We start from the raw sequence: 24,061 nt of genomic DNA on the forward strand, positions 1-24,061 counted from the left end.
TCATCGCTGGCAAGCGAGCTCCCACAGGGTTTGGGGGTCGCACACAACAAATTTGATCGACAGATAAACCTGTGGCAGCGGGCTTGCCCGCGATAGGGCCGGCACTGCCGCGAAGATCAATGCCTGTTGATAAACCCCGACAACGCCGCAACCGCTTCCGGCGAACGCAGCCGCTGGGTGAACAACGCGCCCTCTTCTTCTATCACTTTGCGCAATTGCTCACGGTCCGGGGCCTTCATCAATTGCTTGCTGATCCGTACCGCTTCCGGTGGCAGGGTCTCGAAACGCAACGCCATCTCCCGCGCCTTGGCCAACGCCGCTTCGCCACTGCCCAGGGCTTCGGTAGCAATGCCCCATGCGGCCGCTTGCTCACCACTGAAACCCTCGCCCAGCAGCAACAATTGCGCCGCTTTGGCCTGGCCCAGCAAACGCGGGAGGATCAGGCTGGAACCGAATTCCGGGCATAACCCGAGATTGACGAAGGGCATGCGCAATTTTGCATCCGCGCTGATGTACACCAAATCGCAATGCAGCAGCATGGTCGTGCCAATGCCCACCGCAGCACCGGCCACGGCGGCAATCACCGGCTTGCGGCATTCGAGCAGGCTGAGCATGAAATGAAACACCGGGCTGTCGAGACTGGTCGGCGGTTGCTGCAGGAAGTCGGCGATGTCGTTGCCGGCGGTGAAGCACTCGGCGGACCCGGTGATCAGCACTGCGTTGATTTCCGGATCGGCATCGGCCTGTTCCAACGCTTCGGCCAGGTGGCTGTACATGGCGCGGGTCAGGGCGTTTTTCTTGTCGGGGCGGTTCAGACGCAAGGTCAGCAGGCCGCGTTCGCGCTCAAGTTGGATGGCATTGGTCATGGTATGTCTCAGCGGTGCGGGCAGGCAAAAATCAATTGTGGCGAGCGAGCTTGCTCGCGCTTGAGTGCGCAGCGCTCACAAGCATTTGGGGGCCGCTGCGCAGCCCAGCGGGAGCAAGCTCCCTCGCCACAGAAACTTTCAAGCCAATTAGAGTCAGCGCTCAACCGCGAGGCAGAAAAACATCGGCCAGCAGTTGATTGCGCGGCAGTCCCGCCAGGTACAGGCGCCGGGCAAAGGCGTCGACACTGTCGGGGGCCCCGCAGAGTAAAGCCTGGGTTTGCCGGGAAACAAGCCTCAGTTGTGCCAAAGCCGCGGGTAACTCGGCCGGGGTCCACAGCTCGACGCTGAGGTTCGCACGATTGGCGGCCATGGCATGCAGGGGTTTGGCCAGATAATGCGCATCGGCATCATGGGCCAGGTGAATCACACGGATCGTACCTTGGTGGTCCTGCCGCAGCGCTTCACGCAAGACGCCGAACAACGGACCCAGCCCGGTACCCGCGGCCATCAGCCACAACGGCCGGGTGTTCCAGTCCACGTCGTAATGCAAGGCCCCGCCGCGCAACTCGCCGAGACGGATCCCATCGCCGATTCTCAATTGGCGGGCCGCATCGCAAAATTCCCCAGGCTGGCGACAGTCGAGGTGAAACTCCAGGAAGCGGTCTTCGTCCGGCAGGCTGGCGAGGGAGTAAGGCCGCGCGACGTTGCCCGCCCACAACACCAGATGCTGCCCGGCGCTGTAGCGCAAAGGACGTTCAGGGGTCAGGCGCAAACGCAACACACTGGCGCTCAACCAATCGACGGCAGCCACTTGGGCCGGTCGCCCATCCTGTTGCGGGTCGAAGGCGTGCACCTGCAAGTCCTCGACTACCTGACACTGGCACGCCAGGCGCCAGCCCTGCTGACGCTGGTCCGCGCTCAAGGCATCGGGCCGGCTATCGCTCGGCAGCCCTTGTACACACTGCACCAGGCAAGCATGACAGCTACCGGCGCGGCAGCTGTAGGGCACTGGCACACCGTTGCGATTCAAGGCATCGAGCAGGTTGCTACCGGCTGCAACAGACCATTGGCGCGCGCCGACCCGTAACTCAGGCATCAACGTTCTCCCCTGCCGCCGACGGCCGCGTGGGTCAACGGCTCATCGAAGTGGCCCGTGAAAAACACCGGCCACAGCGGTAAAGCCAGGGCGCAGGTGCCGGCTTCGAGGGCAAAGCGTTTGAGCAAGAGGCGCTGGATGGCGTTATGGGGCAATCGTTGACTCACCATGGGAGGGGGGTTGTCAGAGTGTCCTACTCTACAGACCGACGGCCACTTTAGTGGGGCGACCGATAAATGACCATTCAATTTTCGGGGTAAAAAACCAACACCAAGCCATGCGCCCTTCCCCCCTGTAGGAGCTGGCTTGCCAGCGAAAGCGGCCTCAAGCCTTGCATCGCCCATGCAGACGCCTTCGCCAGCAAGCCGGCTCCTACAGGGTCCGGCGTTGAGCACCATACCCAGGTACGCAGGTGATCCCTTGTAGGAGCTGGCTTGCCAGCGAAAGCGGCCTCAAGCCTTGCATCGCCCATGCAGACGCCTTCGCCAGCAAGCCGGCTCCTACAGGGTCCGGCGTCGAGCACCATACCCAGGTACGCAGGTGATCCCTTGTAGGAGCTGGCTTGCCAGCGAAAGCGGCCTCAAGCCTTGCATCGCCCATGCAGACGCCTTCGCCAGCAAGCCGGCTCCTACAGGGTCCGGCGTTGAGCACCATACCCAGGTACGCAGGTGATCCCTTGTAGGAGCTGGCTTGCCAGCGAAAGCGGCCTCAAGCCTTGCATCGCCCATGCAGACGCCTTCGCCAGCAAGCCGGCTCCTACAGGGTCCGGCGTCGAGCACCATACCCAGGTACGCAGGTGATCCCTTGTAGGAGCTGGCTTGCCAGCGAAGGCGGCCTCAAGCCTTGCATCGCCCATGCAGACGCCTTCGCCAGCAAGCCGGCTCCTACAGGGTCCGGCGTCGAGCACCATACCCAGGTACGCAGGTGATCCCTTGTAGGAGCTGGCTTGCCAGCGAAAGCGGCCTCAAGCCTTGCATCGCCCATGCAGACGCCTTCGCCAGCAAGCCGGCTCCTACAGGGTCCGGCGTTGAGCACCATACCCAGGTACGCAGGTGATCCCTTGTAGGAGCTGGCTTGCCAGCGAAAGCGGCCTCAAGCCTTGCATCGCCCATGCAGACGCCTTCGCCAGCAAGCCGGCTCCTACAGGGTCCGGCGTCGAGCACCATACCCAGGTACGCAGGTGATCCCTTGTAGGAGCTGGCTTGCCAGCGAAAGCGGCCTCAAGCCTTGCATCGCCCATGCAGACGCCTTCGCCAGCAAGCCGGCTCCTACAGGGTCCGGCGTTGAGCACCATACCCAGGTACGCAGGTGATCCCTTGTAGGAGCTGGCTTGCCAGCGAAAGCGGCCTCAAGCCTTGCATCGCCCATGCAGACGCCTTCGCCAGCAAGCCGGCTCCTACAGGGTCCGGCGTTGAGCACCATACCCAGGTACGCAGGTGATCCCTTGTAGGAGCTGGCTTGCCAGCGAAAGCGGCCTCAAGCCTTGCATCGCCCATGCAGACGCATTCGCCAGCAAGCCGGCTCCTACAGGGGGATGTGTGTGTGTGCGTACCTATGCGACCAACGTTTGACCGACCAGGCGTGTGCAGGCCTGCGAGGCGCGGTATACTGCCGCGCCTTTTTAGCGTCGCGCCAGCTTGCCCGGCGTGCCTTGAAAGGTGCTTGCAACCGACCGATGCACCCAAGCTGCAAGCACCTTATTGAATGTTCCCGTCTTTTAGAGGAGCGCGACTCATGACCGTGATCAAGCAAGACGACCTGATTCAGAGCGTTGCCGACGCCCTGCAGTTCATTTCCTATTACCACCCCGTTGACTTCATCCAGGCGATGCACGAAGCCTACCTGCGCGAAGAATCGCCAGCGGCCCGTGACTCCATGGCCCAAATCCTGATCAACTCGCGCATGTGTGCCACCGGCCACCGCCCGATCTGCCAGGACACCGGCATCGTCACCGTCTTCGTCCGCGTGGGCATGGACGTGCGTTGGGATGGCGCCACCATGAGCCTGGACGACATGATCAACCAAGGCGTGCGCCAGGCTTACAACCTGCCGGAAAACGTCCTGCGTGCCTCGATCCTCGCCGACCCGGCGGGCGCTCGCAAGAATACCAAGGACAACACCCCGGCCGTGATTCACTACTCCATCGTTCCGGGTAACACCGTCGAAGTGGACGTGGCGGCCAAGGGCGGCGGCTCCGAGAACAAGTCGAAAATGGCCATGCTCAACCCGTCCGACTCGATCGTCGACTGGGTTCTGAAGACTGTGCCAACCATGGGCGCCGGCTGGTGCCCACCGGGCATGCTCGGCATCGGTATCGGCGGCACCGCCGAGAAAGCCGCGGTGATGGCCAAGGAAGTGTTGATGGAGTCCATCGACATTCACGAGCTGAAAAAGCGCGGCCCGTCCAACCGTATCGAAGAGATGCGCCTGGAGCTGTTCGAGAAGGTCAACCAGCTGGGCATCGGAGCCCAGGGCTTGGGTGGCCTGACCACCGTGCTCGACGTGAAGATCATGGACTACCCGACCCACGCCGCTTCGTTGCCGGTGTGCATGATCCCCAACTGCGCCGCCACCCGTCACGCGCACTTCGTGCTCGACGGCTCCGGCCCGGCCTCGCTGGAAGCGCCACCGCTGGACGCCTACCCGGAAATCGTCTGGGAAGCCGGCCCGTCGGCCCGTCGCGTCAACCTCGATACCCTGACCCCGGAAGACGTGCAGAGCTGGAAGCCGGGCGAAACCGTCCTGCTCAACGGCAAGATGCTTACCGGTCGCGACGCTGCGCACAAGCGCATGGTCGAGATGCTGAACAAAGGTGAAACCCTGCCGGTGGACCTCAAAGGTCGCTTCATCTACTACGTCGGCCCGGTCGATCCGGTGCGCGAAGAAGTGGTGGGCCCTGCCGGCCCGACTACCGCGACGCGGATGGACAAGTTCACCCGCCAGATCCTCGAGCAAACCGGCCTGCTGGGCATGATCGGCAAATCCGAACGCGGCCCGACCGCGATCGAGGCGATCAAGGACCACAAAGCCGTGTACCTGATGGCTGTCGGCGGCGCGGCTTACCTGGTGGCGCAAGCCATCAAGAAATCCCGCGTGGTGGCTTTCGCCGAACTGGGCATGGAAGCGATCTACGAGTTCGACGTGAAAGACATGCCGGTCACTGTTGCGGTGGATAGCAAGGGTGAGTCGGTGCACATCACCGGTCCTGCCATCTGGCAGAAAAAGATCAGTGAAAGCCTGGCAGTAGAAGTGCAGTAAGCGCTTCGCCTGATCCGGCAAAGGCGACAGGGGTGATCCCTCTGTCGCCTTTTTTGTTGCCTACGCAGCTGTAGGAGCGAGCTCGCTCGCGAAGGACCTGAGAACAACGCGTTCATTCAGGAATAAACGCGTTATCGTTAATGTCCTTCGCGAGCAAGCTCGCGCCTACAAGGGGACATGTTATGGTGCGGCCCCCTGCAATCATTGTGTTATGCCCCGCATGTTCGAGTCTTCCCGCCCCCTGCGCCTGACGCTGTACATCGTTTTTATCCTGGCTGGCGCAGCCCTCGCCGCCGCCTTGGCCATACGCCACGCCGAGCGCCAGGCGCTGGTGGAAGACGCTGCCCGCGCCAATCAGCAATTGGGGTTGTACGCCACGTCCCTGCACACCCTGATCGAACGTTACCGCGCCCTGCCCGCCGTGCTCGCCCTGGACCCACAATTGCGTTCCGCGCTCAAGGGCCCGCTGAGCCCCGAGCAGCAGGATGCGCTGAACCGCAAACTGGAACAGATCAACGGCGCGGCCGAGTCCTCGACCCTGGAACTGCTCGATCACACCGGTCTTGCCATCGCCGCCAGCAATTGGCGCTTGCCCAGCAGTTACGTCGGCCACAACTACGGTTTTCGTCCCTATTTCAGCCAGACCCGCACCCAGGGCACCGGGCGCTTTTATGCGGTGGGGGTGACCAGCGGAATTCCCGGTTACTTCCTGTCCAGTGCGGTCACCGATGACGATGGCCGGTTCCTCGGCGCGATGGTGGTCAAGCTCGAGTTTCCGGAACTGGAGCGCGAATGGAGTCAGGGCAGCGACACGCTGCTGGTCAGTGACGCCCGCGGGATCATTTTCATCGCCAACCAGCCGGGCTGGCGTTATCGCCTGCTGCAACCGCTGAACGACGCCGATCACGCCGAGCTGAAAGCCACCCGCCAATACGACAAGCAACCCCTGACGCTGCTGGACTATCAATCCCTGCACCGTTTCGACGAAGACAGCGACCTGACCCGGGTCGATGGCCCTGACGGCATGGCCGAATACCTGTGGGAATCCCTGCCGCTGGCCGCCGAAGGCTGGACGCTGCACTTGCTGCGCCGCCCGCAAGTGGCCTTCGAAGATGTGCGCAACGCGGCGCTGGCCGCTGCCGGATTATGGCTGACGCTGGTGTTCCTGCTGTTGTTCCTCAACCAGCGCTGGCGCCTGGCAAAAATACGCCAGCGCAGCCGCGAAGAACTCGAACAGCTGGTACAAGAACGTACCCGTGACCTGCGCACGGCGCAGGACGGTCTGGTGCAATCGGCCAAACTCGCCGCCCTCGGCCAGATGTCTGCCGCTTTGGCGCATGAAATCAACCAGCCGCTGACCGCCCAGCGCATGCAGCTGGCTACGCTGAGGCTGCTGCTCGATCACGGCCGCATCGATGATGCCTACACGGCACTCAAACCGGTGGATGACATGCTGACGCGCATGGCCGCCCTCACCGGTCATTTGAAAACCTTTGCCCGCAAAAGCCCCAGCGGTTTGCGCGAACGCCTGGACCTGGCGGCGGTGGTGGACCAATCGCTGCAACTGCTCGACCCCCGCCTGCGCGATGAACAGGTGAGCACGGTATTGCACCTGACGCGGCCCGCCTGGGTGCGGGGCGATGCGATCCGCCTGGAACAGGTGCTGATCAATCTGCTGCGCAACGCCCTCGATGCGATGCAGGATAAACCCTGCAAGCGCCTGGAAATTCGCCTGGAGGCGGACGACCGACTGTGGCGCCTGAGCGTGATCGACAACGGCAGTGGCATCGCCGAGGAAAACCTGACGAAGGTGTTCGATCCGTTCTTCACCACCAAACCGGTGGGCGATGGCCTGGGCATCGGCCTGGCGGTATCCTTCGCCATCGCGCACGAATCGGGCGGACGCCTGAGCGCCGCTAATCACGCCAACGGCGCGGTGTTCACCCTCACCCTGCCGATCGATCCAGAGGCCAACGGCGCATGCTGAATTCAGTGATAGTGGTCGACGATGAAAGCAGCATCCGCGACGCCGTCGAGCAATGGCTGAGCCTGTCGGGTTTCGAGGTGCAGCTGTTCAGCCGTGCCGATGAATGCCTGGCGCAGTTGCCGGAACATTTCCCCGGGGTGATCCTCAGCGACGTGCGCATGCCCGGCATGACCGGGCTGGAACTGCTGGCGCAAGTGCAACGCCGCGATGCCGATCTGCCGGTGATCCTGCTGACCGGCCACGGCGATGTGCCGATGGCGGTCGAAGCGATGCGCGATGGCGCCTACGACTTCCTCGAAAAGCCCTTCAGCCCCGAAACCCTGCTGGGCAGCCTGCGTCGCGCGCTGGACAAGCGCTGGCTGGTCCTGGAAAACCGGGCCCTGCACGAGCAGGCGGACAATCGCGCCAAACTCGATAACACGCTGCTGGGCGTGTCCCGTGGCTTGCAGACCTTGCGCCGGCAAGTGCTGGACCTGGCGGCGCTGCCGGTCAACGTGGTGATCCGCGGTGAAACCGGCAGCGGCAAGGAGCTGGTTGCCCGTTGCCTGCATGATTTCGGGCCACGCGCCGCCAAGCCGTTCGTGGCCTTGAACTGCGCGGCGATCCCCGAGCAGTTGTTCGAGGCCGAGCTGTTCGGTCACGAGAGCGGTGCGTTTACCGGCGCTCAGGGCAAGCGCATCGGCAAGCTCGAATACGCCGATGGCGGCACGCTGTTTCTCGATGAAATTGAAAGCATGCCCCTGGCCCAGCAGGTGAAACTGCTGCGGGTGTTGCAGGAGCAGAAGCTCGAGCGGTTGGGTTCCAATCAGAGTATCCGCGTGGATTTGCGGATCATCGCCGCGACCAAGCCCGACTTGCTGGACGAAGCGCGGGCCGGACGCTTTCGCGAGGATCTGGCCTACCGCTTGAACGTGGCCGAGTTGCGCCTGCCACCGTTGCGCGATCGTCGCGAAGACATTCCGCTGTTGTTCGAGTCCTTTGCGCAAAAGGCCGCCGAGCGTCTGGGGCGCACCTTCCCACCCTTGACCGGGCCGCAGTTGAGCCATCTGCTGAGTCACGACTGGCCGGGCAATGTGCGTGAACTGGCGAACGTCGCCGAGCGTCAGGTGCTGGGACTGGACGAACCGGAACCACCGGCCGTCGATCCCGGGCAGTCGCTGGCGGCGCAGCAGGAAGCGTTTGAAGCGCATTGCCTGCGCGGGGCATTGACCCGGCACAAAGGTGATGTGAAAGCGGTGCTCGAAGAACTGCAACTGCCGCGCCGCACCTTCAATGAAAAGATGCAACGGCATGGGCTGACGCGCGAGATGTTTTTGCAAGACAGCTGAGGCTTGCAGCGCCTGCACCGGCCTCATCGCGGGCAAGCCCGCTCCCACAGGTTTTATGAGCACCACAATCCACTGTAGGAGCGGGCTTGCTCGCGAAGAGGCCGGAACAGGCAGCGCAAATCCAAGATCCCAATAGGCGATTTTCCGCTTGCGCGCCGCTTCCAATGAGCGGAAATCCGCTCATCAAATCCCGCAACCCCCTCTAAACCGGCCCTCTCCCGATTGGCACAGCTCCTGCTATAGCCCCTGCAGGCTGCGCTTGACCGCGCTCCACAAAAACAATTAAACGAAGGATCCTTCAATGGATAACTCCAACACCCTGCCCGCAGGGTCGGCTGCCATTCCAGCCAAAGCAAGAACCACCTCCAGCCGCATCAAGTCGATCTTCAGCGGCTCTGTCGGCAACATGGTCGAGTGGTATGACTGGTACGTCTACGCTGCCTTCTCCCTGTACTTCGCCAAGGCCTTTTTCCCCAAGGGCGACACCACTGCCCAACTGCTGAACACTGCTGCGATCTTCGCCGTGGGCTTCCTGATGCGTCCGATCGGCGGCTGGCTGATGGGCCTGTACGCCGACAAAGTCGGGCGTAAAGCCGCATTGATGGCCTCGGTGTACCTGATGTGCTTCGGCTCGCTGCTGATCGCCCTGAGCCCTGGTTATGAAACCATCGGCATCGGCGCGCCGATCCTGCTGGTGTTTGCCCGTCTGCTGCAGGGCCTGTCGGTCGGTGGCGAATACGGCACCTCGGCAACTTACCTCAGCGAAATGGCGACCAGGGAGCGTCGTGGCTTCTTCTCCAGCTTCCAGTACGTGACCCTGATCTCCGGCCAGCTCATAGCACTGGGCGTGTTGATCGTCCTGCAAAATGTCCTGACCACCGAAGAGCTGTACGCCTGGGGCTGGCGGATCCCGTTCGCCATCGGCGCGCTGTGTGCCGTGGTCGCGCTCTACCTGCGTCGCGGCATGGAAGAAACCGAGTCGTTCACCAAGAAAGAAAAGGCCAAGGAAAGCGCCATGCGCACCTTGATGCGCCACCCGAAGGAACTGATGACCGTGGTCGGCCTGACCATGGGCGGCACCCTGGCGTTCTACACCTACACCACCTACATGCAGAAATACCTGGTGAACACCGTCGGCATGAGCATCTCCGACTCCACCACCATCTCGGCCGCCACGCTGTTCCTGTTCATGTGCCTGCAACCGCTCGTTGGCGGGCTGTCGGATAAAATCGGTCGTCGGCCAATCCTGATTGCCTTCGGCGTCCTGGGGACGCTGTTCACCGTGCCGATCCTCACCACCCTGCACACCGTCACCACCTGGTGGGGCGCGTTCTTCCTGATCATGGCGGCGCTGATCATTGTCAGCGGCTATACCTCGATCAACGCGGTGGTCAAAGCTGAACTGTTCCCGACCGAGATCCGTGCGCTGGGCGTTGGCCTGCCGTACGCACTGACCGTGTCGATCTTCGGCGGTACCGCTGAATACATCGCGCTGTGGTTCAAGAGCATTGGCATGGAAACCGGTTACTACTGGTATGTCACTGCGTGCATTGCCGTGTCGTTGCTGGTGTATGTCACCATGAAAGACACCCGCAAGCATTCGCGGATCGAGACGGACTGATCCTTATATCGAGGGTGGCAGTTCTGGCCCCTTCGCGAGCAGGCTCGCTCCCACAGGGTCTGTGAGTACGCAGATCCATTGTGGGTGCACGGTTCACAGCCCGGCTTCGGCCGGGTTTTTTCATGTCTGGAGGAAAACAAAACCTCAGCATCAGCGCATTCCCCTGCAGGAGCTGGCTTGCCAGCGAAGAGGTCCTTGAGAACGCCACAAGATTCAAGGCCGCTTTCGCTGGCAAGCCAGCGCCTACAGGGGATCGAGTCGACTGGAAATAACGCGCTCGTCCTTGCACTATGGCCCGGTCCGCGAATTAGCCCCAAGGAAACCTCTCCATGCCCGACGACATCCACTTCTACGAACCCGCCAATGGCCACGGCCTGCCCCACGACCCGTTCAATGCGATCGTCGGCCCGCGTCCCATCGGCTGGATTTCTTCACAGGATGCCAATGGCCGCTTGAACCTGGCCCCCTACAGCTTCTTCAACGCCTTCAATTACATTCCGCCGATCATTGGTTTTTCCAGTGTCGGGCGCAAAGACAGCCTGAACAATATCGAACAGACCGGCGAATTCGCCTGGAACCTGGCGACCCGACCACTGGCCGAGCAAGTGAACCAGAGCAGCGCCATGGTCGCGCCTGAGGTCAATGAATTCGAGTTGTCCGGACTGACACCGGCCGCCTCGAAAATCATTCAGGTGCCACGGGTGGCGGAAAGTCCGGTGTCGTTCGAGTGCAAGGTCACCCAGATCATTCAGTTGCAGCGGGCCGACGGAAACGTGGTGCCCAGCTGGCTGATCCTTGGCGAAGTAGTCGCCGTGCATATCGCCAAATGGTTGCTCAAGGACGGGGTGTACGACACCGCCGCGGCAGAACCGATTCTGCGCGGGGGCGGGCCAGCGGATTATTTCCAGCTGGGGCCTGAGGCATTGTTCAAGATGTTCCGCCCGGGGGCGGTCAAGTAATCACCAGATCAGCTCGCCGTCTTCGCCGACACCCTTGAGGCGGGTCAATTCCAGGGCGGCCGCTTCGTCCGCCTCTCTGGCGGTCTTGAACGTCTGGTCTTCCAGCAGTTTGTTGAAGCGCGGGGCGCCCGAGCCACCGATGGCTTTGGTGGCAATGGCCGCGTAGTAACCGCCCTCGCGGGGCACTACGGCCGATACGGCTTCGAAGGTTTCAAAGGCTTTGCGTGCCATGTCGCGGATCCTGGCTAATGGAGAATGGCGCCATTAAACCTTCAACCGGCCAGTTTGTGTACCGGTGCTTGTGCGTGACCCAAGGCCTGGCCCTGCGATACGTCGCTGAAGGTATGGAAATCCAGGCGGTTGACCACCAACTCCTGCACCAACTCGGCGAAGATCGCCATGGCCGGGCTGTTGAAATAGGCGGTCATGGCCTGTTGGCTGATCCAGAAACCGGACACCAGCCACAATTCCGGATCGCATTGCGAATGTTGCAAGGCAAAGCTCAAGCAACCCGGTGCGCTGCGCGAGGGCTCGATCAAGGCGCTCAGGCGTACACCGAGTTCTGCCGAACGCCCGGCGCCGGCGCGGACAAAGGCCATATGACTGACGGGGATCTGCGTAGACATGTTCAACCCTCCCAGGTAGTCGACCGCAGCCGAGGGACGGGCTGCGACAGGATCAAAGGTTAAGTGCGCCGGGGCCATTGCGGTTAGTCGATTCCTGCCGCCCTGTTGCACAATCCTGCGAGGCTTCAAAAAAAACCTGTAACAACCTGTAAATGCGTTCACACCCCTGTAATACGGGATTCAAGCAAGATTCCCTGGGGTTGCCCTGAGGTTGCCTTGTTTTAGAGCCACCGCTAATTCACCCAGTGCAGAATCAGGCAAGCTTGAGGCAGGATGTGTCTACCGCTTCGTCTTGCACAAACTTAAGCTCGGCTCATTACCCACGTCCCACCGAGGATGCCTTGCATGTCGTCGCTCGATCACTTTCAAGCCCCGCTGGACGCCGATATGGAGAAACAGCGCGCGGAACTGGCCGCCATCATCCGCCGCAACACGCAGGAAGATGGCAATTATGCCACTGCCATCGATTCGCTGTTCATGGCCAAACACAGCAAGTCCCATGACTTTGCCCCGGTGCTGGCGCAACCGGCCCTGTGCATCATGGCGCAGGGTCGCAAAGAGGTCAGGCTGGCCGACGAATACTTCAATTACGATCCGCTGAATTACCTGGTGGTCTCGGTTTCGATGCCACTGAGCGGGCGGGTGGTGAATGTCACGTCTGAAGAACCGATCCTCGCGGTGCGACTGGACATTGATCCGGCACAAATCACCGCGCTGATCGCCGACGCCGGCCCCCTCGGCGTCCCTACCCGTCCGACGGGGCGTGGTTTGTACGTCGAACGGCTGGACGCTGCGATGCTCGACGCCGTATTGCGCCTGGCTCGCCTGCTGGATACCCCAAAAGACATCGCCATGCTCGCGCCGCTGATTCGACGGGAGATTCTCTATCGATTGTTGCGCAGCCAACAGGGCCATCGGCTGTATGAAATCGCCATCGCCAACAGCCAGAGCCATCGCATCAGCCAGGCCATCAAATGGCTCAACGGCAATTATGAGCAACCGTTGCGCATCGATGATCTGGCCAAGGAAGTGAACCTGAGCGTATCGACGCTGCATCATCGGTTCAAGGCCATAACGGCGATGAGTCCGTTGCAGTATCAGAAGCAGTTGCGCTTGCAGGAGGCGCGGCGGTTGATGCTGGCCGAAGGGCTGGAAGCGTCGGCGGCGGGGTATCGGGTGGGGTATGAAAGCCCGTCGCAATTCAGCAGGGAGTACAGCCGGTTGTTCGGGGCGCCGCCGTTGCGGGATTTGGCGCGGTTGCGGTTGATGGTTTGAGCCTGCATTTGGGGTGTGGCTGATGGCCCTTCGCTGGCAAGCCAGCTCCTACAGGGGATCCGGGCTCACCACAAATCCCCTGTAGGAGCTGGCTTGCCAGCGAAGAGGCCAGCAAAGACAACCCATTTCTAAAACTGAAATCAGGCGCTGAGAACGCGACACGCCTCAGCCGGCAAGGTCACCGACACCGGATTGCCAATGCTCAACCCAAACCCCTGACACGGCGTGCTCAACGCCGTAAACGACACCCCGGAACACTCCACGGTGGTTTCGATCGTCGCGCCGATATCACGCACGAACGTCACCTTGCCGAGCAACCGATTGCCCGCTGTTGCCTGTGGCTGCGACAGTTGCAGGTCTTCAGGGCGGATCAGCATCCTGACCTTCTCCCCCACCACGATGCTGCTGCAGATCGGCACTTGCAGCGCATCGCCACCCGGCAAGCTCACCCTGCCATTGCCCAGCGCGGTGGCCGGGAAGATGTTGCCCGAGCCGATAAAGTCCGCGACGAACTCATTGGCCGGATGACGGTAGATCTCGATCGGCGTCCCCACTTGCTGCACGCGATGTTCACCCAGCACAACGACGATATCCGCCATGGTCATGGCTTCGCGCTGATCGTGGGTCACCATGATGGTGGTGATGTTCAGGCGCTGTTGCAGCTGGCGGATTTCCACCTGCATGGATTCGCGCAGCTTGGCATCCAGCGCCGACAACGGTTCGTCGAGCAGGAGGATTTTCGGGTGGCTGGCAATCGCCCGGGCAATCGCCACGCGCTGACGCTGACCACCGGAAAGTTTGGCCACCGGGCGATCAATCATTTCCTGCAATTGAATCAGCTCAAGCAACTCCACTACCCGCGCCTGCTGATCAGCCTTGCTGACCCCGCGCAGCTTCAGTGGGTAAGCAATGTTCTCCCCCACGGTCATGTGCGGAAATAGCGCCAGGGATTGAAACACCATGCCGAAATTGCGCTGGTGCGCCGGGGTGTGACCGATGTCTTCACCGTCCAGGCGAATCTCGCCGCCGCTGAGGGTTTCGAGCCCGGCGATCATCCGCAGCAAAGTGGTTTTGCCGCAGCCCGAAGGGCCGAGGAAACACACCAGCTTGCCTTCCGGCAAATGCAGGTTCACATCTTTTACCGCGCAGGCCGAGCCGTAATGTTTCTCGACGTTTTCCAGAATCAGACCAGACATATGAATCACCTCAAGAAATCAGAACGAAACGCCACCTTCACCGACCAGCTTCTCCAACGCCCAGATCAGGACGAAGTCGATCAGCACGATCAGCACGGCAAACGAGAAAACGGTAGGGTCGAGCGAAGACACGGTGCGGCTGTACATCCAGATCGGCACGGTCATGACGTCGATGGTGTAGAGGAAATAGGTCACGGTGAATTCGTTGAACGAGACGATGAACGCCAGCAGCATCCCCGCCAGGATCCCCGACTTCATCAACGGCACCACCACATCGACAATTGCCCGCAGCGGTGAGGCGCCAAGCATCTGCGCGGCCTCCTCGACTTCGCTGCCGATGGAGAGCATCGCGGCGGTGCAGTTCTTCACCACGAACGGCAATGCCAGAATCACGTGGGCAATCACCAGACGCGAAGTCGTCATCTGGAACGGCAGGCTGTCGAATACCAACAGCAACGCCAGCCCCAATACCACCATGGGGAATACCAGGGGCAACGACATCAACTGCAGCGCCACGGCCTTGCCACGGAACTCGCAACGGGTCAGCGCGTAAGCCGCCGGAACCGCGACAATCGTAGCGAAGACCATGGTCAGGCAAGCGACCATCAGGCTGGTGGTCATGGCCTTGCCCAGGCTCAGCACATCGCTGGAGTCCGGCGAGACAAAGGTGTGCCAGGCGGCCTTGTACCATTGCAGGCTGTAGCTGCTCGGCGGGAAGTCGAGGTTCGACGCTCCGCTGAACGACATCACGATCATCGTCAGGATCGGCAACACCGCCAGCAGCAGGATGAAGCCCGACAGGATGCCGGCAAACTTGCCGGTCTCGCCGGGCAGCAGCCCATAACGCTTCTTGGTCAGGGTACTCATTGGGAAGCCTCCAGCATGCGCCGACGACGGCCGGTGATGTATTCGGACAAGGTCATGATCGCGAGCGTAGTGACAATCAACACCACACCGGCAGCGGACGCGGCAGGCCAGTTCATCAGCGGGGCGATCTGGTCATGCACCATCACCGCCAGCATCGGCACGCGTCGGCCACCGAGTAGCAATGGCACCACGAAACTGCTGGCGTTGTAGGCGAACACCAACGTCGCACCGGTGATGATTCCCGGCATGCTCATCGGCAGCACCACCTGGCGGAACACTTGCAAGCGACTGGCGCCCAGGGTGGCGGCAGCTTCTTCGTAGGTACGGGCGACCCCGCGCATGGCGCTGGCAATCGGCAGCACCGCCAGCGGGAAGGCCGTCTGCACCAGGCCCATCAGCACGCCGTTCTGGTTGTACAGCAGCATGATCGGACGCTTGATCAGGCCCAGGCCCATCAGCGCCTGGTTGAGCATGCCGCCGGGCCCCAGGATCACCAGCCAGCCGTAACTTTGCAGCAACAGGTTGACCAACAACGGCAACAGCACCGCCGCGAGGAAGATCCGTCGCACAAAGGGCGAGGTCAGCCGTGACATGGTGTAGGCCACCGGGATCGCCAGCACCACCGCGATCACCGCGCTGATCAGGGCCAGGCGCAGGGTCAGCAGCAAGGATTTGAGGTAATAGGGTTCCAGCAGCTGGGCGTAACTGGCCAGGCTGAACCCGGTCCATTCCGCGCCTTTGGTGCCTACGCTCATGCGCAACACCAGGAGGCTGGCGGCAATCAGCACGCCCAGAAACAGCATCGACGGCGAGAGGAAAATCCAGGCGCGGGTCGTCGGCGAAACGCCCCGGTTGACGCGCGCGGGGGCCACGCTTACCGGGTGAGTCAGAGGTTGGTGTTCCATAGCAGTGGTCTCGTCAATGGAAAGCAGCTGGCAAACACAGCCCTCAAAACCACAACATTTCTAATGTGGGAGCGGGCTTGCTCGCGAAGAGGCCGTGTCAGTCGACATCAATGTTGAATGTCCCACCGCATTTCGCGAGCAAGCCCGCTCCCACATTGGATTTGTGGTGCTTTACGGGCTTGTGTTCGCCACTCGATCAGGAAGAAAAGATTTCCGTGTAGCGACGAATCCATTGGTCATGCACGGAGGCCAGGAAGGCGTTGTCGTGCATGATCGCCTTCTCGGCAATCTGCTCCGGCGTGAGGATGTACGGGCTCTTGCGCGCTTCGGCGGAGATGATCGCCTTGGCGTTGACCGGACCGTTGTAGATGTCTTCGGCCATCTTGCCCTGCACCAGCGGGTCCAGGGAGTGGTTGATGAAGGCGTAGACCAGGTCGGTATCGCCTGGACGATTCTTCGGCATCACCGACAGCATCAGGTCGGTATAGAAGCCTTCCTTCATGCCGAAGGTGGCGCCCAGACCGTAGGCCGGATCGCGGATCTGTTTCGGGAAAAACGCCGGTGCGTACAAGCCGCCCATGTCCAGGGAACCGGTGCGGAACAGCTCGGCGATCTGGTTCGGGTTTTCCCCCAGGGTCACCACGCGATCCTTGAGTTCGGCGAGTTTCTTGAAGCCAGGTTCGATGTTGTGCTCGTCACCACCGGCCAGTTTGGCGGCGATGATGATCAGGTCCATCGCCTCGGTCCAGTTCGGCGGCGGCAGGAAGATGTTCGGTGCCAGGTCGGCGTCCCACATCGCGGCGTAGCTGTCCGGCGCTTCTTTCACGGTGCGGGTGCTGTAGACCAGACTGTTGCACCACAGCAGGTAACCAATGCCGTGGCCACTGGCGCCGGTGCGGTATTTCTCCGGCACGTCGACCAGGTTGGGAATGCGGTTGAGGTCGGGTTTTTCCAGCAGCCCGGCGGCGGCCAGGCCTTCGGCGCCGACGCCGGCCAGGGTAATGACATCGTACTGCGGACGATCACCGGCGGCCTTGAGTTTGGCGACCATTTCCGAGGTGCTGCCGGTGCGGTCGGCGATGACTTTGCAACCGTACTTGTCCTCGAAGGTGGCTGCGATATTGCGCAGTGCGGCCAGGCCGGTGTCGTCAGACCAGGTCAGCAGGCGCAGGGTCTTGCCCTGGAAGCGCGTGTCGCTGGCATTGGCCCGGACGAAGGGCAGGCTCATGGCCGCTGCGGCTACGGACGCCACACCCACGGTTTTGATGAATTGACGTCGGTTCAGATCATGCTCGCCCATGAAGGACTCCCTTTGTTTTTGTAAGTATGAGGTGGGTCGCAACCCTTGCATCCGCGCGGTCGAACCTGCGTAAAGCCCCGGTTTCAAAGGGCAAGGGCGGCGCCGACAGCTTCATCCTGAGGTCGTGCAAAACAGCTGACTATCGATAAAAACTCATTGAAGCCATGACGCCAGTGCATGCCTCCCTGTAGGAGCGAGCTTGCTCGCGATGGACGTTAACGATAACGGGGGCTGGCTGGATAAACGCGGCGCCCTTTCGTCCTTCGCGAGCAAGCTCGCTCCTACAGGGAGGGGCCCTCAGAGCGCCCGAATCACGTGTTTGATTTCCTGAAAGGCCTGCAAGCCCCACGGGCCCAATTCACGGCCAATGCTGCTCTGCTTGTAGCCACCCCAGGCGGTCTGCGGGAAGATCACTTGCGGCGCGTTGATCCACACCAGCCCCGCCTGCAGGGCATTGGCGACCCGATCCGCAGCCTCGGCGTCGCGAGTGACCACGCTGGCCACCAGGCCGAATTGGCTGTCGTTGGCCAAGGCAATCGCCTCGGCTTCGCTGGCGAAACTGCGCACGCAGATCACCGGGCCGAAAATCTCTTCACACCACAGTGCACTGTCCAGGGGCACATCGGTGAAAATCGTCGGCTGCAAAAAATAGCCGCGTGGCAGGTCTGCCGGACGATTGCCGCCGCAAATCAGTTGGGCGCCGGCACTCAAACCGCGATCGATGTGGCCGAGCACACGCTGGTATTGCGCCTGATTGACCAGTGCGCCCATTTCCACGTTCGGGTCGAACGGGTCGGCCACGCGAATGGTCTCGGCGCGGGTTTTCAGTTTCGCCAGAAACTCATCGGCCAGTTCATCGGCGACCAGCACACGGCTGGTGGCGGAACACATCTGCCCGGCGTTGAAAAAACCGCCGCCACAGGCCACTTCCACGGCCAGTTCGATGTCGGCGTCCTTGAGCACCAGCAGCGAGGATTTGCCACCCAGTTCCAGGCTCACGCCCTTCACCGTTTCCGCTGCCCGTTGCATCACTTGCACGCCGACTGCGTTGCTGCCGGTGAAGGAAATTTTGGCAATGCGCGCATCGGCTGACAGCGGCGCACCGACCGCCAGGCCTGTGCCGCAGACCAGGTTGAACACGCCCTTGGGCAGACCCGCCCCGGCGATGATCGCTGCCAGTTCCAGCTCCGGCAGCGGTGTCACTTCGGAAGGCTTGAGCACCACGCAGCAACCGGCGGCCAACGCCGGAGCGAGTTTCCAGGCGGTGGTGACCATCGGGAAATTCCACGGCACGATCAGGCCGACCACTCCGCAGGGTTCGCGGCGCAGGCGGGCGCTGAAATCGTCGGTCGGTAACTCGACTGCGCTGTCCTGTTTCGCGTCGAGGCCTTCGGCCAGCCCGGCGTAATACTCGAACGTGGCGATCACGTCATCGACGTCGATAGCCGCTTCGAACAGCGGCTTGCCGTTGTTGCTCGACTGCAAGAGCATCAACTGCTCGCGACCGGCCTGCACGCCCGCGGCGATGTTGCGCAAAATCGCGCCACGCTCGGCGCCGGTGGTGGTCGACCAGCCCTTGAAGGCTTCGGTCGCCGCGCTGACGGCGTGATCGACGGCGCGTTCATCACCGCCGTTGACGGTGGTCAACAAGGCTTCGGTCGCGGGGTTGATTACCCGCAGATGTTCGTGGCCGGCGGACCATTGGCCATCGATGTACAGGCCATCGAGCGTCGTAGGAAAACTCATTTCGACACCGCCTGCATCCACTGGGTCTGGTCGATTTCGATCAGCGTCGGGCCTTGGCGATCGGCGGCGGCGCGCAACGCACTGCGCAGTTGCTCGACACCGTTGACGGCTTCGGCGGCACACCCCAGCGCCTTGGCCACGCCGATGAAGTCCGGGGTATAGATGTCCACGCCGACCGGCTCGATGGCGCGGTTGACCATGTATTTCTTGATCTCTTCGTAGCCCTGGTTATTCCACAACAGGACAATCACCGGGGTGCGTGCTTCAACGGCGCTGGCCAGTTCCGGCAAGGTGAATTGCAAGCCACCGTCGCCGATCAGGCACACCACCGGAGGCCGGGTACCGTTTTCAGCACTGCCGCCGAGCCAGGCGCCAATCGCTGCCGGCAACGCATAGCCGAGGGTGCCGTAGCCGGTGGATGAGTTGAACCAGCGACGCGGACGTTCCGGGTTGAACGTCAGGTTGCCGGTGTACACCGGTTGGGTCGAGTCGCCGACGAAAACCGCGTCTGGCAACTCGTGCAAGACGGTCTCCAGGAATCGCGTCTGCGCCAGGGTCGGTGCGTCCCAGGTGGCGGCGAGTTCTTCGCGCAAACGTGCAGCACGCACCTGGCCCCAATCGTTGCGGCGTTCGGCCAGCGACTTGTGGGACAACGCGCCCAGCAAGGCGTGGGCCGCATTGCGCGAGTCGGACACCAGCGCCACGTGCGGCGGATAGTTGCGCACGGTCTGGTCCGGATCGATGTCCACCCGCAGCAACTTGCCAGGAATCTCGAAACCACCGGCGAAGGTCACGTCGTAGTCGGTCTCGGCCAGTTCGGTGCCGATCGCCAATACCACGTCGGCCTCGGCGACCAACGCGCGAGTGGCAACCAGACTCTGGGTCGAACCGATCAGCAACGGATGCCTGGATTCGAGCATGCCTTTGGCATTGATGGTCAGGGCCACCGGCGCATCCAGCAGTTCGGCCAGTTCAGTCAGTTCGGCAGCCGCATCGATGGCGCCGCCACCGGCGAGGATCAGTGGACGCCTGGCGCCGGCGAGCAACTCGGTCATGCGGTTGATCGCGCTCGGCGAGGCACCGGCGCGGTCGATGTTCACTGGCAGGCTGGCGAGCAGGTCATCGGCCTCTTCGACCAGCACATCCAACGGGATTTCGATGTGCACCGGACGCGGACGACCGGCCTGGAACAGGGCAAAGGCACGGGCCAGCACACCCGGCAACTCGGATGCGGACATCAGGGTGTGGGAAAACGCCGCCACCCCGCCGACCAGGGCGCTCTGGTTCGGCAGCTCGTGCAGCTTGCCGCGACCGCCGCCCAACTGATTGCGGGTCTGCACGCTGGAGATCACCAGCATCGGGATCGAGTCGGCATAGGCCTGGCCCATGGCGGTGGTGATGTTGGTCATGCCCGGGCCGGTGATGATAAAGCACACGCCCGGCTTGCCGCTGGTGCGCGCATAGCCGTCGGCCATGAAGCCGGCGCCCTGTTCGTGGCGCGGAGTGACGTGGTTGATGCTCGAACGGGCCAGCCCGCGGTACAGCTCCACGGTGTGAACCCCGGGAATGCCGAATACCTGCTCCACCCCATAATCTTCGAGTAACTTGACCAATACTTCGCCGCACGTCGCCATGTCATTGCCCTTCTTGTTCGTTTGAGACGCCGGGCCTGCGCAGTGTTTATGATGAGTCGGCAGGTCCAGGGATGGCCTCATTGGAACGGGCGACACCTAGCCGCAACAATGGATAAAAAGTCATACTAGCCATGACCTCACGTCATACCTTGGATCCCAATGAAACGATTGCCTCCCCTGCCGGCGCTGCACACTTTCCTGATCACCGCGCAGTGCTGCAACTTCACCCGGGCCGCCGAGCAGCTGTACATCACCCAAGGCGCGGTGAGTCGGCAGATCGCCGGGCTGGAAGATCATCTGGGATATGAACTGTTCGTTCGCCAGGCCAGGGGCCTCGATCTCACGGCCGAAGGACGGGAGTGGCTGCCACGGGTCCAGCAGATTTTCGGCTTGATCGACGAGGCGGTGGAGCAGATCGGAGAGAAGCGCGAAACCTTGCAACTCAAGGCCCCGACCTGTGTCATGCGCTGGTTGTTGCCGCGGTTGTTGCAGTGGCAACGGGAACGTCCGGATGTGCCGGTAGAACTGACCACCACGGTCAAGCATGGGGTGGATTTTCATCGCGAACAGTTCGATGCGGCCGTGGTGTACGGCGTGCCACCGGACACCTCACTGGCGTCCCATCGGCTGTTTGACGAACAACTGACGCCGGTCTGCTCCAAGCCGTTGCTCGAAGGTCCGGTGCCGCTGATGACGCCGGAGGATCTGGAGCAGCACATGCTGCTGCACCCGACCCGGGATGAACGGGATTGGAAAGCCTGGCTGGCCACTGCGGATGTTCGCTTGAGCAATGTCGGCAAGGGTCAGCATTTCGAAACGCTGGACCTGGCGATGTCGATGGCGTCCCAGGGGACAGGCGTGGCGATCGGGGATTGGTCGTTGATTGGCGATGACTTGAGTGCCGGGCGGCTGGTCATGCCGTTTGAATTGAAGGTCAAGACGGGGTTGGCGTATTACCTGGTTTTCCCGGAAAAACCCGGGCCTTCGCCGAAGTTGCGTGAGTTGATGGGGTGGTTAGTGGAACAGGCTCAGGCGCGGTGATGCCGGGTACCTGATCGTTCCCACGTTCTGCGTGGGAACGATCAGGTACGGCGGGTTACCACTTCATCTCGCCCTTGGCGACTTTGGCGCTCAGTTCAAGCGAGCTTTCTTCACCCAGCTTCGGGTAGCGTTTTTTCATCGCGCCGATCAGCTCGGCAGCATCCTTTGCCTTGGCGGTTTCTTCGTCGAAGGCCTTGATGTAATCGGCGGTGAACTTCACGGCGGCCAGGGAGCGGGCGCTTTCACCGAGGTAATGACCCGGCACAATGGTTTTCGGCTTCAGGGTTTCGATGGCGTGCAGCGTGGTCAGCCAATCGGCGTGGGACTGCGGCGTCTGGGTGTCGGCCATCCACACGTGGATGTTTTGCGCGACGACCACGCCACCGACCACAGCCTTGATCGACGGAATCCAGACAAAAGTGCGATCCGGCTGCTTGCCCTCAAGCCCCACCACCTGCAATTTCTGCCCTTCGAGCATCAGGCTGTCGCCTTTGAGTACCTGCGGCACGATGGTTTTGGCCGGTACGTCGGCGCCCATTTTCGGCCCCCAGAACGCCAGCTTGCCGTCTACGGTTTTCTGGATGTGGTCCACGGTCGGCTGCGAGGCGAGCACTTTGGCGTTGGGGAATGCGGCGGTCAGGGTGTCGAGGCCGAAGTAGTAATCCGGGTCACCGTGGCTGATGTAGATGGTGGTCAGTTGCTTGCCGCTGGCGCGGATCTTTTCGACCACTTGCTCGGCCTGGGATTTGCCAAATTGGGCATCCACCAAAATCGCGTCTTTCTCGCCGCTGACCAACACCGAGGTCACCGGGAAGATCGCCTTGTCGCCGGGGTTGTAAACGTCCAGGGTCAGGGTCGACGCTGCCGCAGCGTGGGCGGCGAATCCGAGGGTGGCGGTGGCCAGCAAAATGCGCTTGAGAGAGGTGAAACCGATCATCTGTTGCTCCGTTATTGGATGGCGTCGCAGCGCCTACAGGGGACAGAGCTTAGTTGCATGACTCAGTACAAAAAATGCGATGCTGGAACATAGTTTGTTTCTGAAAGCGGGCAAATCATGGATCGTCTACAAGCAATGCGGGTCTTCGTCACGGTGGTCGACCTCGGCAGCCAGTCAGCCGCCGCCGATCACCTGGACCTGTCACGGCCGGTGGTTTCGCGCTATCTGGCGCAGCTGGAGGATTGGGTCGGCGCACGCCTGATGCACCGCACCACGCGCAAGTTGAGCCTGACCGCCGCCGGCAGTGAAATCCTGCCCCGTTGTCGGCAAATGCTCGACCTGTCCACGGACATGCAAGCCGCCGTCAGCGAACCGGACGATGCACCGCGCGGCCTGCTGCGGATCAGCGTCAGCACTTCATTTGGTCAGGCACAACTGGCGGATGCCATGGCCGCTTACGTCAAACGTTACCCCGGCGTCAGCATCGACATGCAGATGCTCGACCGCACGGTGAACCTGGTGGATGAGCGCATTGATTTGGCGATTCGCACCAGCAACGACCTGGACCCGAACCTGATCGCGCGGCGCCTGACGGTCTGCCGCTCCGTGATCTGCGCCTCCCCCGCTTATCTGCTCGAATACCCGACGCCGCTGCGGGTCGAGGATCTGAGCCAGCACAATTGCCTGACCCACTCCTACTTCGGCAAAAGCCTCTGGCATTTCGAGGAGGACGGTGAGCAGGTTTCAGTGCCGGTACAGGGCAACATCAGCGCCAACGAAGCCAGTACCCTGTTGCGCGCGGCGATGGCCGGTGCCGGGGTGGCGATGCTCCCCAGTTATCAGGCCGGCGTGCATATCCACAGCGGCGAACTGATCCGCCTGCTGCCCCACGCCGAACCCCGGCAGATGAATGTTTACGCGGTGTACACCTCACGCAAACACATGCCGGCGACACTGCGCAGCATGCTGGATTTTCTGGTCCTCAGATTTCCGGAAGAGCCTGCGTGGGATATCGGCCTGTAACCAGATCAAATTGTGGGAGCGGGCTTGCTCGCGAAAGCGGTCGATCATTCAACAATGATGGCGACTGACCCACCGCTTTCGCGAGCAAGCCCGCTCCCACAAGGGGACATCAGCGTGCTGAATACCGGGTTACATGCAAATGCCGCTTTGGTGGCAACTCACTGGCACTGACCTATGCTCAAAGTAATACCCAAGGGTATTCGTTCAGAGGTCAGCGCCATGAACATCAGAACAAGAAGGTACCTCGCCATTTTCATTACCTGCGCAGCCACGCTTGCGCTGTACGGCACGGCGGCCTGGCGCGTCGAGCAGTTGCGCCAACTGCCCCGTGAAGCCGCGAGCTGCAACTTCGAGCGCTGCATGCCCCACAACGCGACCCTCAACGCCCTCCGCTGA

The 24,061-nt window shown here is 61.8% G+C and carries 21 protein-coding genes and 1 pseudogene; 9 read left to right on the forward strand and 13 right to left on the reverse strand.

Annotated features, from left to right (window positions below; all coding sequences use genetic code 11):
• Nucleotides 1–116: 116 nt before the first annotated feature.
• From ELQ88_RS27940 to ELQ88_RS34215, 3 genes are all read right to left on the reverse strand, one after another.
• Nucleotides 117–866 (reverse strand): enoyl-CoA hydratase-related protein, encoded by a 750-nt coding sequence (locus tag ELQ88_RS27940; protein ID WP_128869577.1) that lies wholly within the window; start codon nucleotides 864–866, stop codon nucleotides 117–119.
• A gap of 160 nt (nucleotides 867–1,026) precedes the next feature.
• Nucleotides 1,027–1,962 (reverse strand): iron-sulfur-binding ferredoxin reductase, encoded by a 936-nt coding sequence (locus ELQ88_RS27945; protein WP_138968941.1) that lies wholly within the window; start codon nucleotides 1,960–1,962, stop codon nucleotides 1,027–1,029.
• On the reverse strand, nucleotides 1,962–2,117 hold the full coding sequence (locus ELQ88_RS34215; protein WP_161599991.1) for a hypothetical protein: 156 nt from the start codon (nucleotides 2,115–2,117) through the stop codon (nucleotides 1,962–1,964). Before ELQ88_RS34215 ends, ELQ88_RS27945 begins: the two co-directional genes overlap by 1 nt.
• A gap of 1,579 nt (nucleotides 2,118–3,696) precedes the next feature.
• Between ELQ88_RS34215 and ELQ88_RS27955 the strand changes: the two genes are divergently transcribed.
• From ELQ88_RS27955 to ELQ88_RS27975, 5 genes are all read left to right on the forward strand, one after another.
• Nucleotides 3,697–5,220: a fumarate hydratase gene (locus ELQ88_RS27955; RefSeq protein ID WP_003214142.1), complete on the forward strand. Its 1,524-nt coding sequence runs from the start codon at nucleotides 3,697–3,699 to the stop codon at nucleotides 5,218–5,220.
• Between the two features lie 220 nt (nucleotides 5,221–5,440).
• The gene (locus ELQ88_RS27960; RefSeq protein WP_138968942.1) at nucleotides 5,441–7,207 is read left to right on the forward strand and encodes an ATP-binding protein; all 1,767 of its coding nucleotides are present in this window, start codon (nucleotides 5,441–5,443) and stop codon (nucleotides 7,205–7,207) included.
• The gene (locus ELQ88_RS27965) at nucleotides 7,201–8,535 is read left to right on the forward strand and encodes a sigma-54 dependent transcriptional regulator (RefSeq protein ID WP_138968943.1); all 1,335 of its coding nucleotides are present in this window, start codon (nucleotides 7,201–7,203) and stop codon (nucleotides 8,533–8,535) included. The genes ELQ88_RS27960 and ELQ88_RS27965 overlap by 7 nt, the downstream gene beginning before the upstream one ends.
• 301 nt (nucleotides 8,536–8,836) lie before the next feature.
• On the forward strand, nucleotides 8,837–10,156 hold the full coding sequence (locus ELQ88_RS27970) for an MFS transporter (protein WP_138968944.1): 1,320 nt from the start codon (nucleotides 8,837–8,839) through the stop codon (nucleotides 10,154–10,156).
• A 329-nt stretch (nucleotides 10,157–10,485) separates the two neighbouring features.
• On the forward strand, nucleotides 10,486–11,115 hold the full coding sequence (locus ELQ88_RS27975) for a flavin reductase family protein (RefSeq protein ID WP_128869573.1): 630 nt from the start codon (nucleotides 10,486–10,488) through the stop codon (nucleotides 11,113–11,115).
• On the opposite strand, the gene ELQ88_RS27980 is transcribed toward ELQ88_RS27975, so the two are convergent.
• Together ELQ88_RS27980 and ELQ88_RS27985 are read right to left on the reverse strand one after the other, a co-directional pair.
• Nucleotides 11,116–11,346, reverse strand: coding sequence for a hypothetical protein (locus tag ELQ88_RS27980; protein WP_128869572.1), 231 nt, complete (start codon nucleotides 11,344–11,346; stop codon nucleotides 11,116–11,118).
• 41 nt (nucleotides 11,347–11,387) lie between these two features.
• Nucleotides 11,388–11,741 carry an antibiotic biosynthesis monooxygenase family protein gene (locus ELQ88_RS27985; RefSeq protein ID WP_128869571.1) on the reverse strand — a complete coding sequence of 118 codons (354 nt, stop codon included), beginning with the start codon at nucleotides 11,739–11,741 and terminating at the stop codon, nucleotides 11,388–11,390.
• 345 nt (nucleotides 11,742–12,086) lie between these two features.
• Here ELQ88_RS27985 and ELQ88_RS27990 point away from each other — a divergent pair, with 345 nt between their 5' ends.
• On the forward strand, nucleotides 12,087–13,016 hold the full coding sequence (locus ELQ88_RS27990) for an AraC family transcriptional regulator (protein ID WP_138968945.1): 930 nt from the start codon (nucleotides 12,087–12,089) through the stop codon (nucleotides 13,014–13,016).
• A gap of 140 nt (nucleotides 13,017–13,156) precedes the next feature.
• Here ELQ88_RS27990 and ELQ88_RS27995 read toward each other — a convergent pair whose 3' ends face one another.
• The 6 genes from ELQ88_RS27995 to ELQ88_RS28020 all read right to left on the reverse strand — a co-directional run bounded on the left by ELQ88_RS27995 (nucleotide 13,157) and on the right by ELQ88_RS28020 (nucleotide 20,664).
• Nucleotides 13,157–14,212 carry an ABC transporter ATP-binding protein gene (locus tag ELQ88_RS27995; RefSeq protein ID WP_138968946.1) on the reverse strand — a complete coding sequence of 352 codons (1,056 nt, stop codon included), beginning with the start codon at nucleotides 14,210–14,212 and terminating at the stop codon, nucleotides 13,157–13,159.
• Between the two features lie 18 nt (nucleotides 14,213–14,230).
• Entirely contained in the window at nucleotides 14,231–15,079 is an 849-nt protein-coding gene (locus ELQ88_RS28000) for an ABC transporter permease (RefSeq protein WP_128870019.1), read from the reverse strand.
• Entirely contained in the window at nucleotides 15,076–15,984 is a 909-nt protein-coding gene (locus ELQ88_RS28005; RefSeq protein WP_128870020.1) for an ABC transporter permease, read from the reverse strand. The genes ELQ88_RS28000 and ELQ88_RS28005 overlap by 4 nt, the downstream gene beginning before the upstream one ends.
• Before the next feature lie 196 nt (nucleotides 15,985–16,180).
• Nucleotides 16,181–17,284, reverse strand: coding sequence for an ABC transporter substrate-binding protein (locus ELQ88_RS28010; protein WP_128870021.1), 1,104 nt, complete (start codon nucleotides 17,282–17,284; stop codon nucleotides 16,181–16,183).
• 297 nt (nucleotides 17,285–17,581) lie between these two features.
• A complete protein-coding gene (locus tag ELQ88_RS28015; RefSeq protein WP_138968947.1) occupies nucleotides 17,582–19,030 on the reverse strand; it encodes an aldehyde dehydrogenase family protein in 1,449 nt (482 codons plus the stop codon).
• Complete coding sequence (locus tag ELQ88_RS28020; protein ID WP_128870023.1) at nucleotides 19,027–20,664, reverse strand: 5-guanidino-2-oxopentanoate decarboxylase; 1,638 nt, start codon at nucleotides 20,662–20,664, stop codon at nucleotides 19,027–19,029. The genes ELQ88_RS28015 and ELQ88_RS28020 overlap by 4 nt, the downstream gene beginning before the upstream one ends.
• A 159-nt stretch (nucleotides 20,665–20,823) precedes the next feature.
• On the opposite strand from ELQ88_RS28020, the gene ELQ88_RS28025 reads away from it, so the two are divergent.
• Complete coding sequence (locus tag ELQ88_RS28025) at nucleotides 20,824–21,705, forward strand: LysR substrate-binding domain-containing protein (protein ID WP_138968948.1); 882 nt, start codon at nucleotides 20,824–20,826, stop codon at nucleotides 21,703–21,705.
• A gap of 55 nt (nucleotides 21,706–21,760) precedes the next feature.
• Here the strand turns inward: ELQ88_RS28025 and ELQ88_RS28030 are convergent, their stop codons facing one another.
• The gene (locus tag ELQ88_RS28030; protein ID WP_138968949.1) at nucleotides 21,761–22,642 is read right to left on the reverse strand and encodes an MBL fold metallo-hydrolase; all 882 of its coding nucleotides are present in this window, start codon (nucleotides 22,640–22,642) and stop codon (nucleotides 21,761–21,763) included.
• Nucleotides 22,643–22,759: 117 nt separating this feature from the next.
• On the opposite strand from ELQ88_RS28030, the gene ELQ88_RS28035 reads away from it, so the two are divergent.
• Nucleotides 22,760–23,665 (forward strand): LysR family transcriptional regulator, encoded by a 906-nt coding sequence (locus ELQ88_RS28035; protein WP_138968950.1) that lies wholly within the window; start codon nucleotides 22,760–22,762, stop codon nucleotides 23,663–23,665.
• Nucleotides 23,666–23,675: 10 nt separating this feature from the next.
• Here ELQ88_RS28035 and ELQ88_RS34860 read toward each other — a convergent pair.
• Nucleotides 23,676–23,765: pseudogene (locus tag ELQ88_RS34860) on the reverse strand (metal ABC transporter ATP-binding protein); the annotation flags it as partial.
• Nucleotides 23,766–23,884: 119 nt separating this feature from the next.
• Here ELQ88_RS34860 and ELQ88_RS34385 point away from each other — a divergent pair.
• A complete protein-coding gene (locus ELQ88_RS34385; RefSeq protein ID WP_178084714.1) occupies nucleotides 23,885–24,061 on the forward strand; it encodes a hypothetical protein in 177 nt (58 codons plus the stop codon).

It is taken from the genome of Pseudomonas sp. MPC6 (assembly GCF_006094435.1).
Taxonomy (GTDB): Bacteria; Pseudomonadota; Gammaproteobacteria; order Pseudomonadales; family Pseudomonadaceae; genus Aquipseudomonas.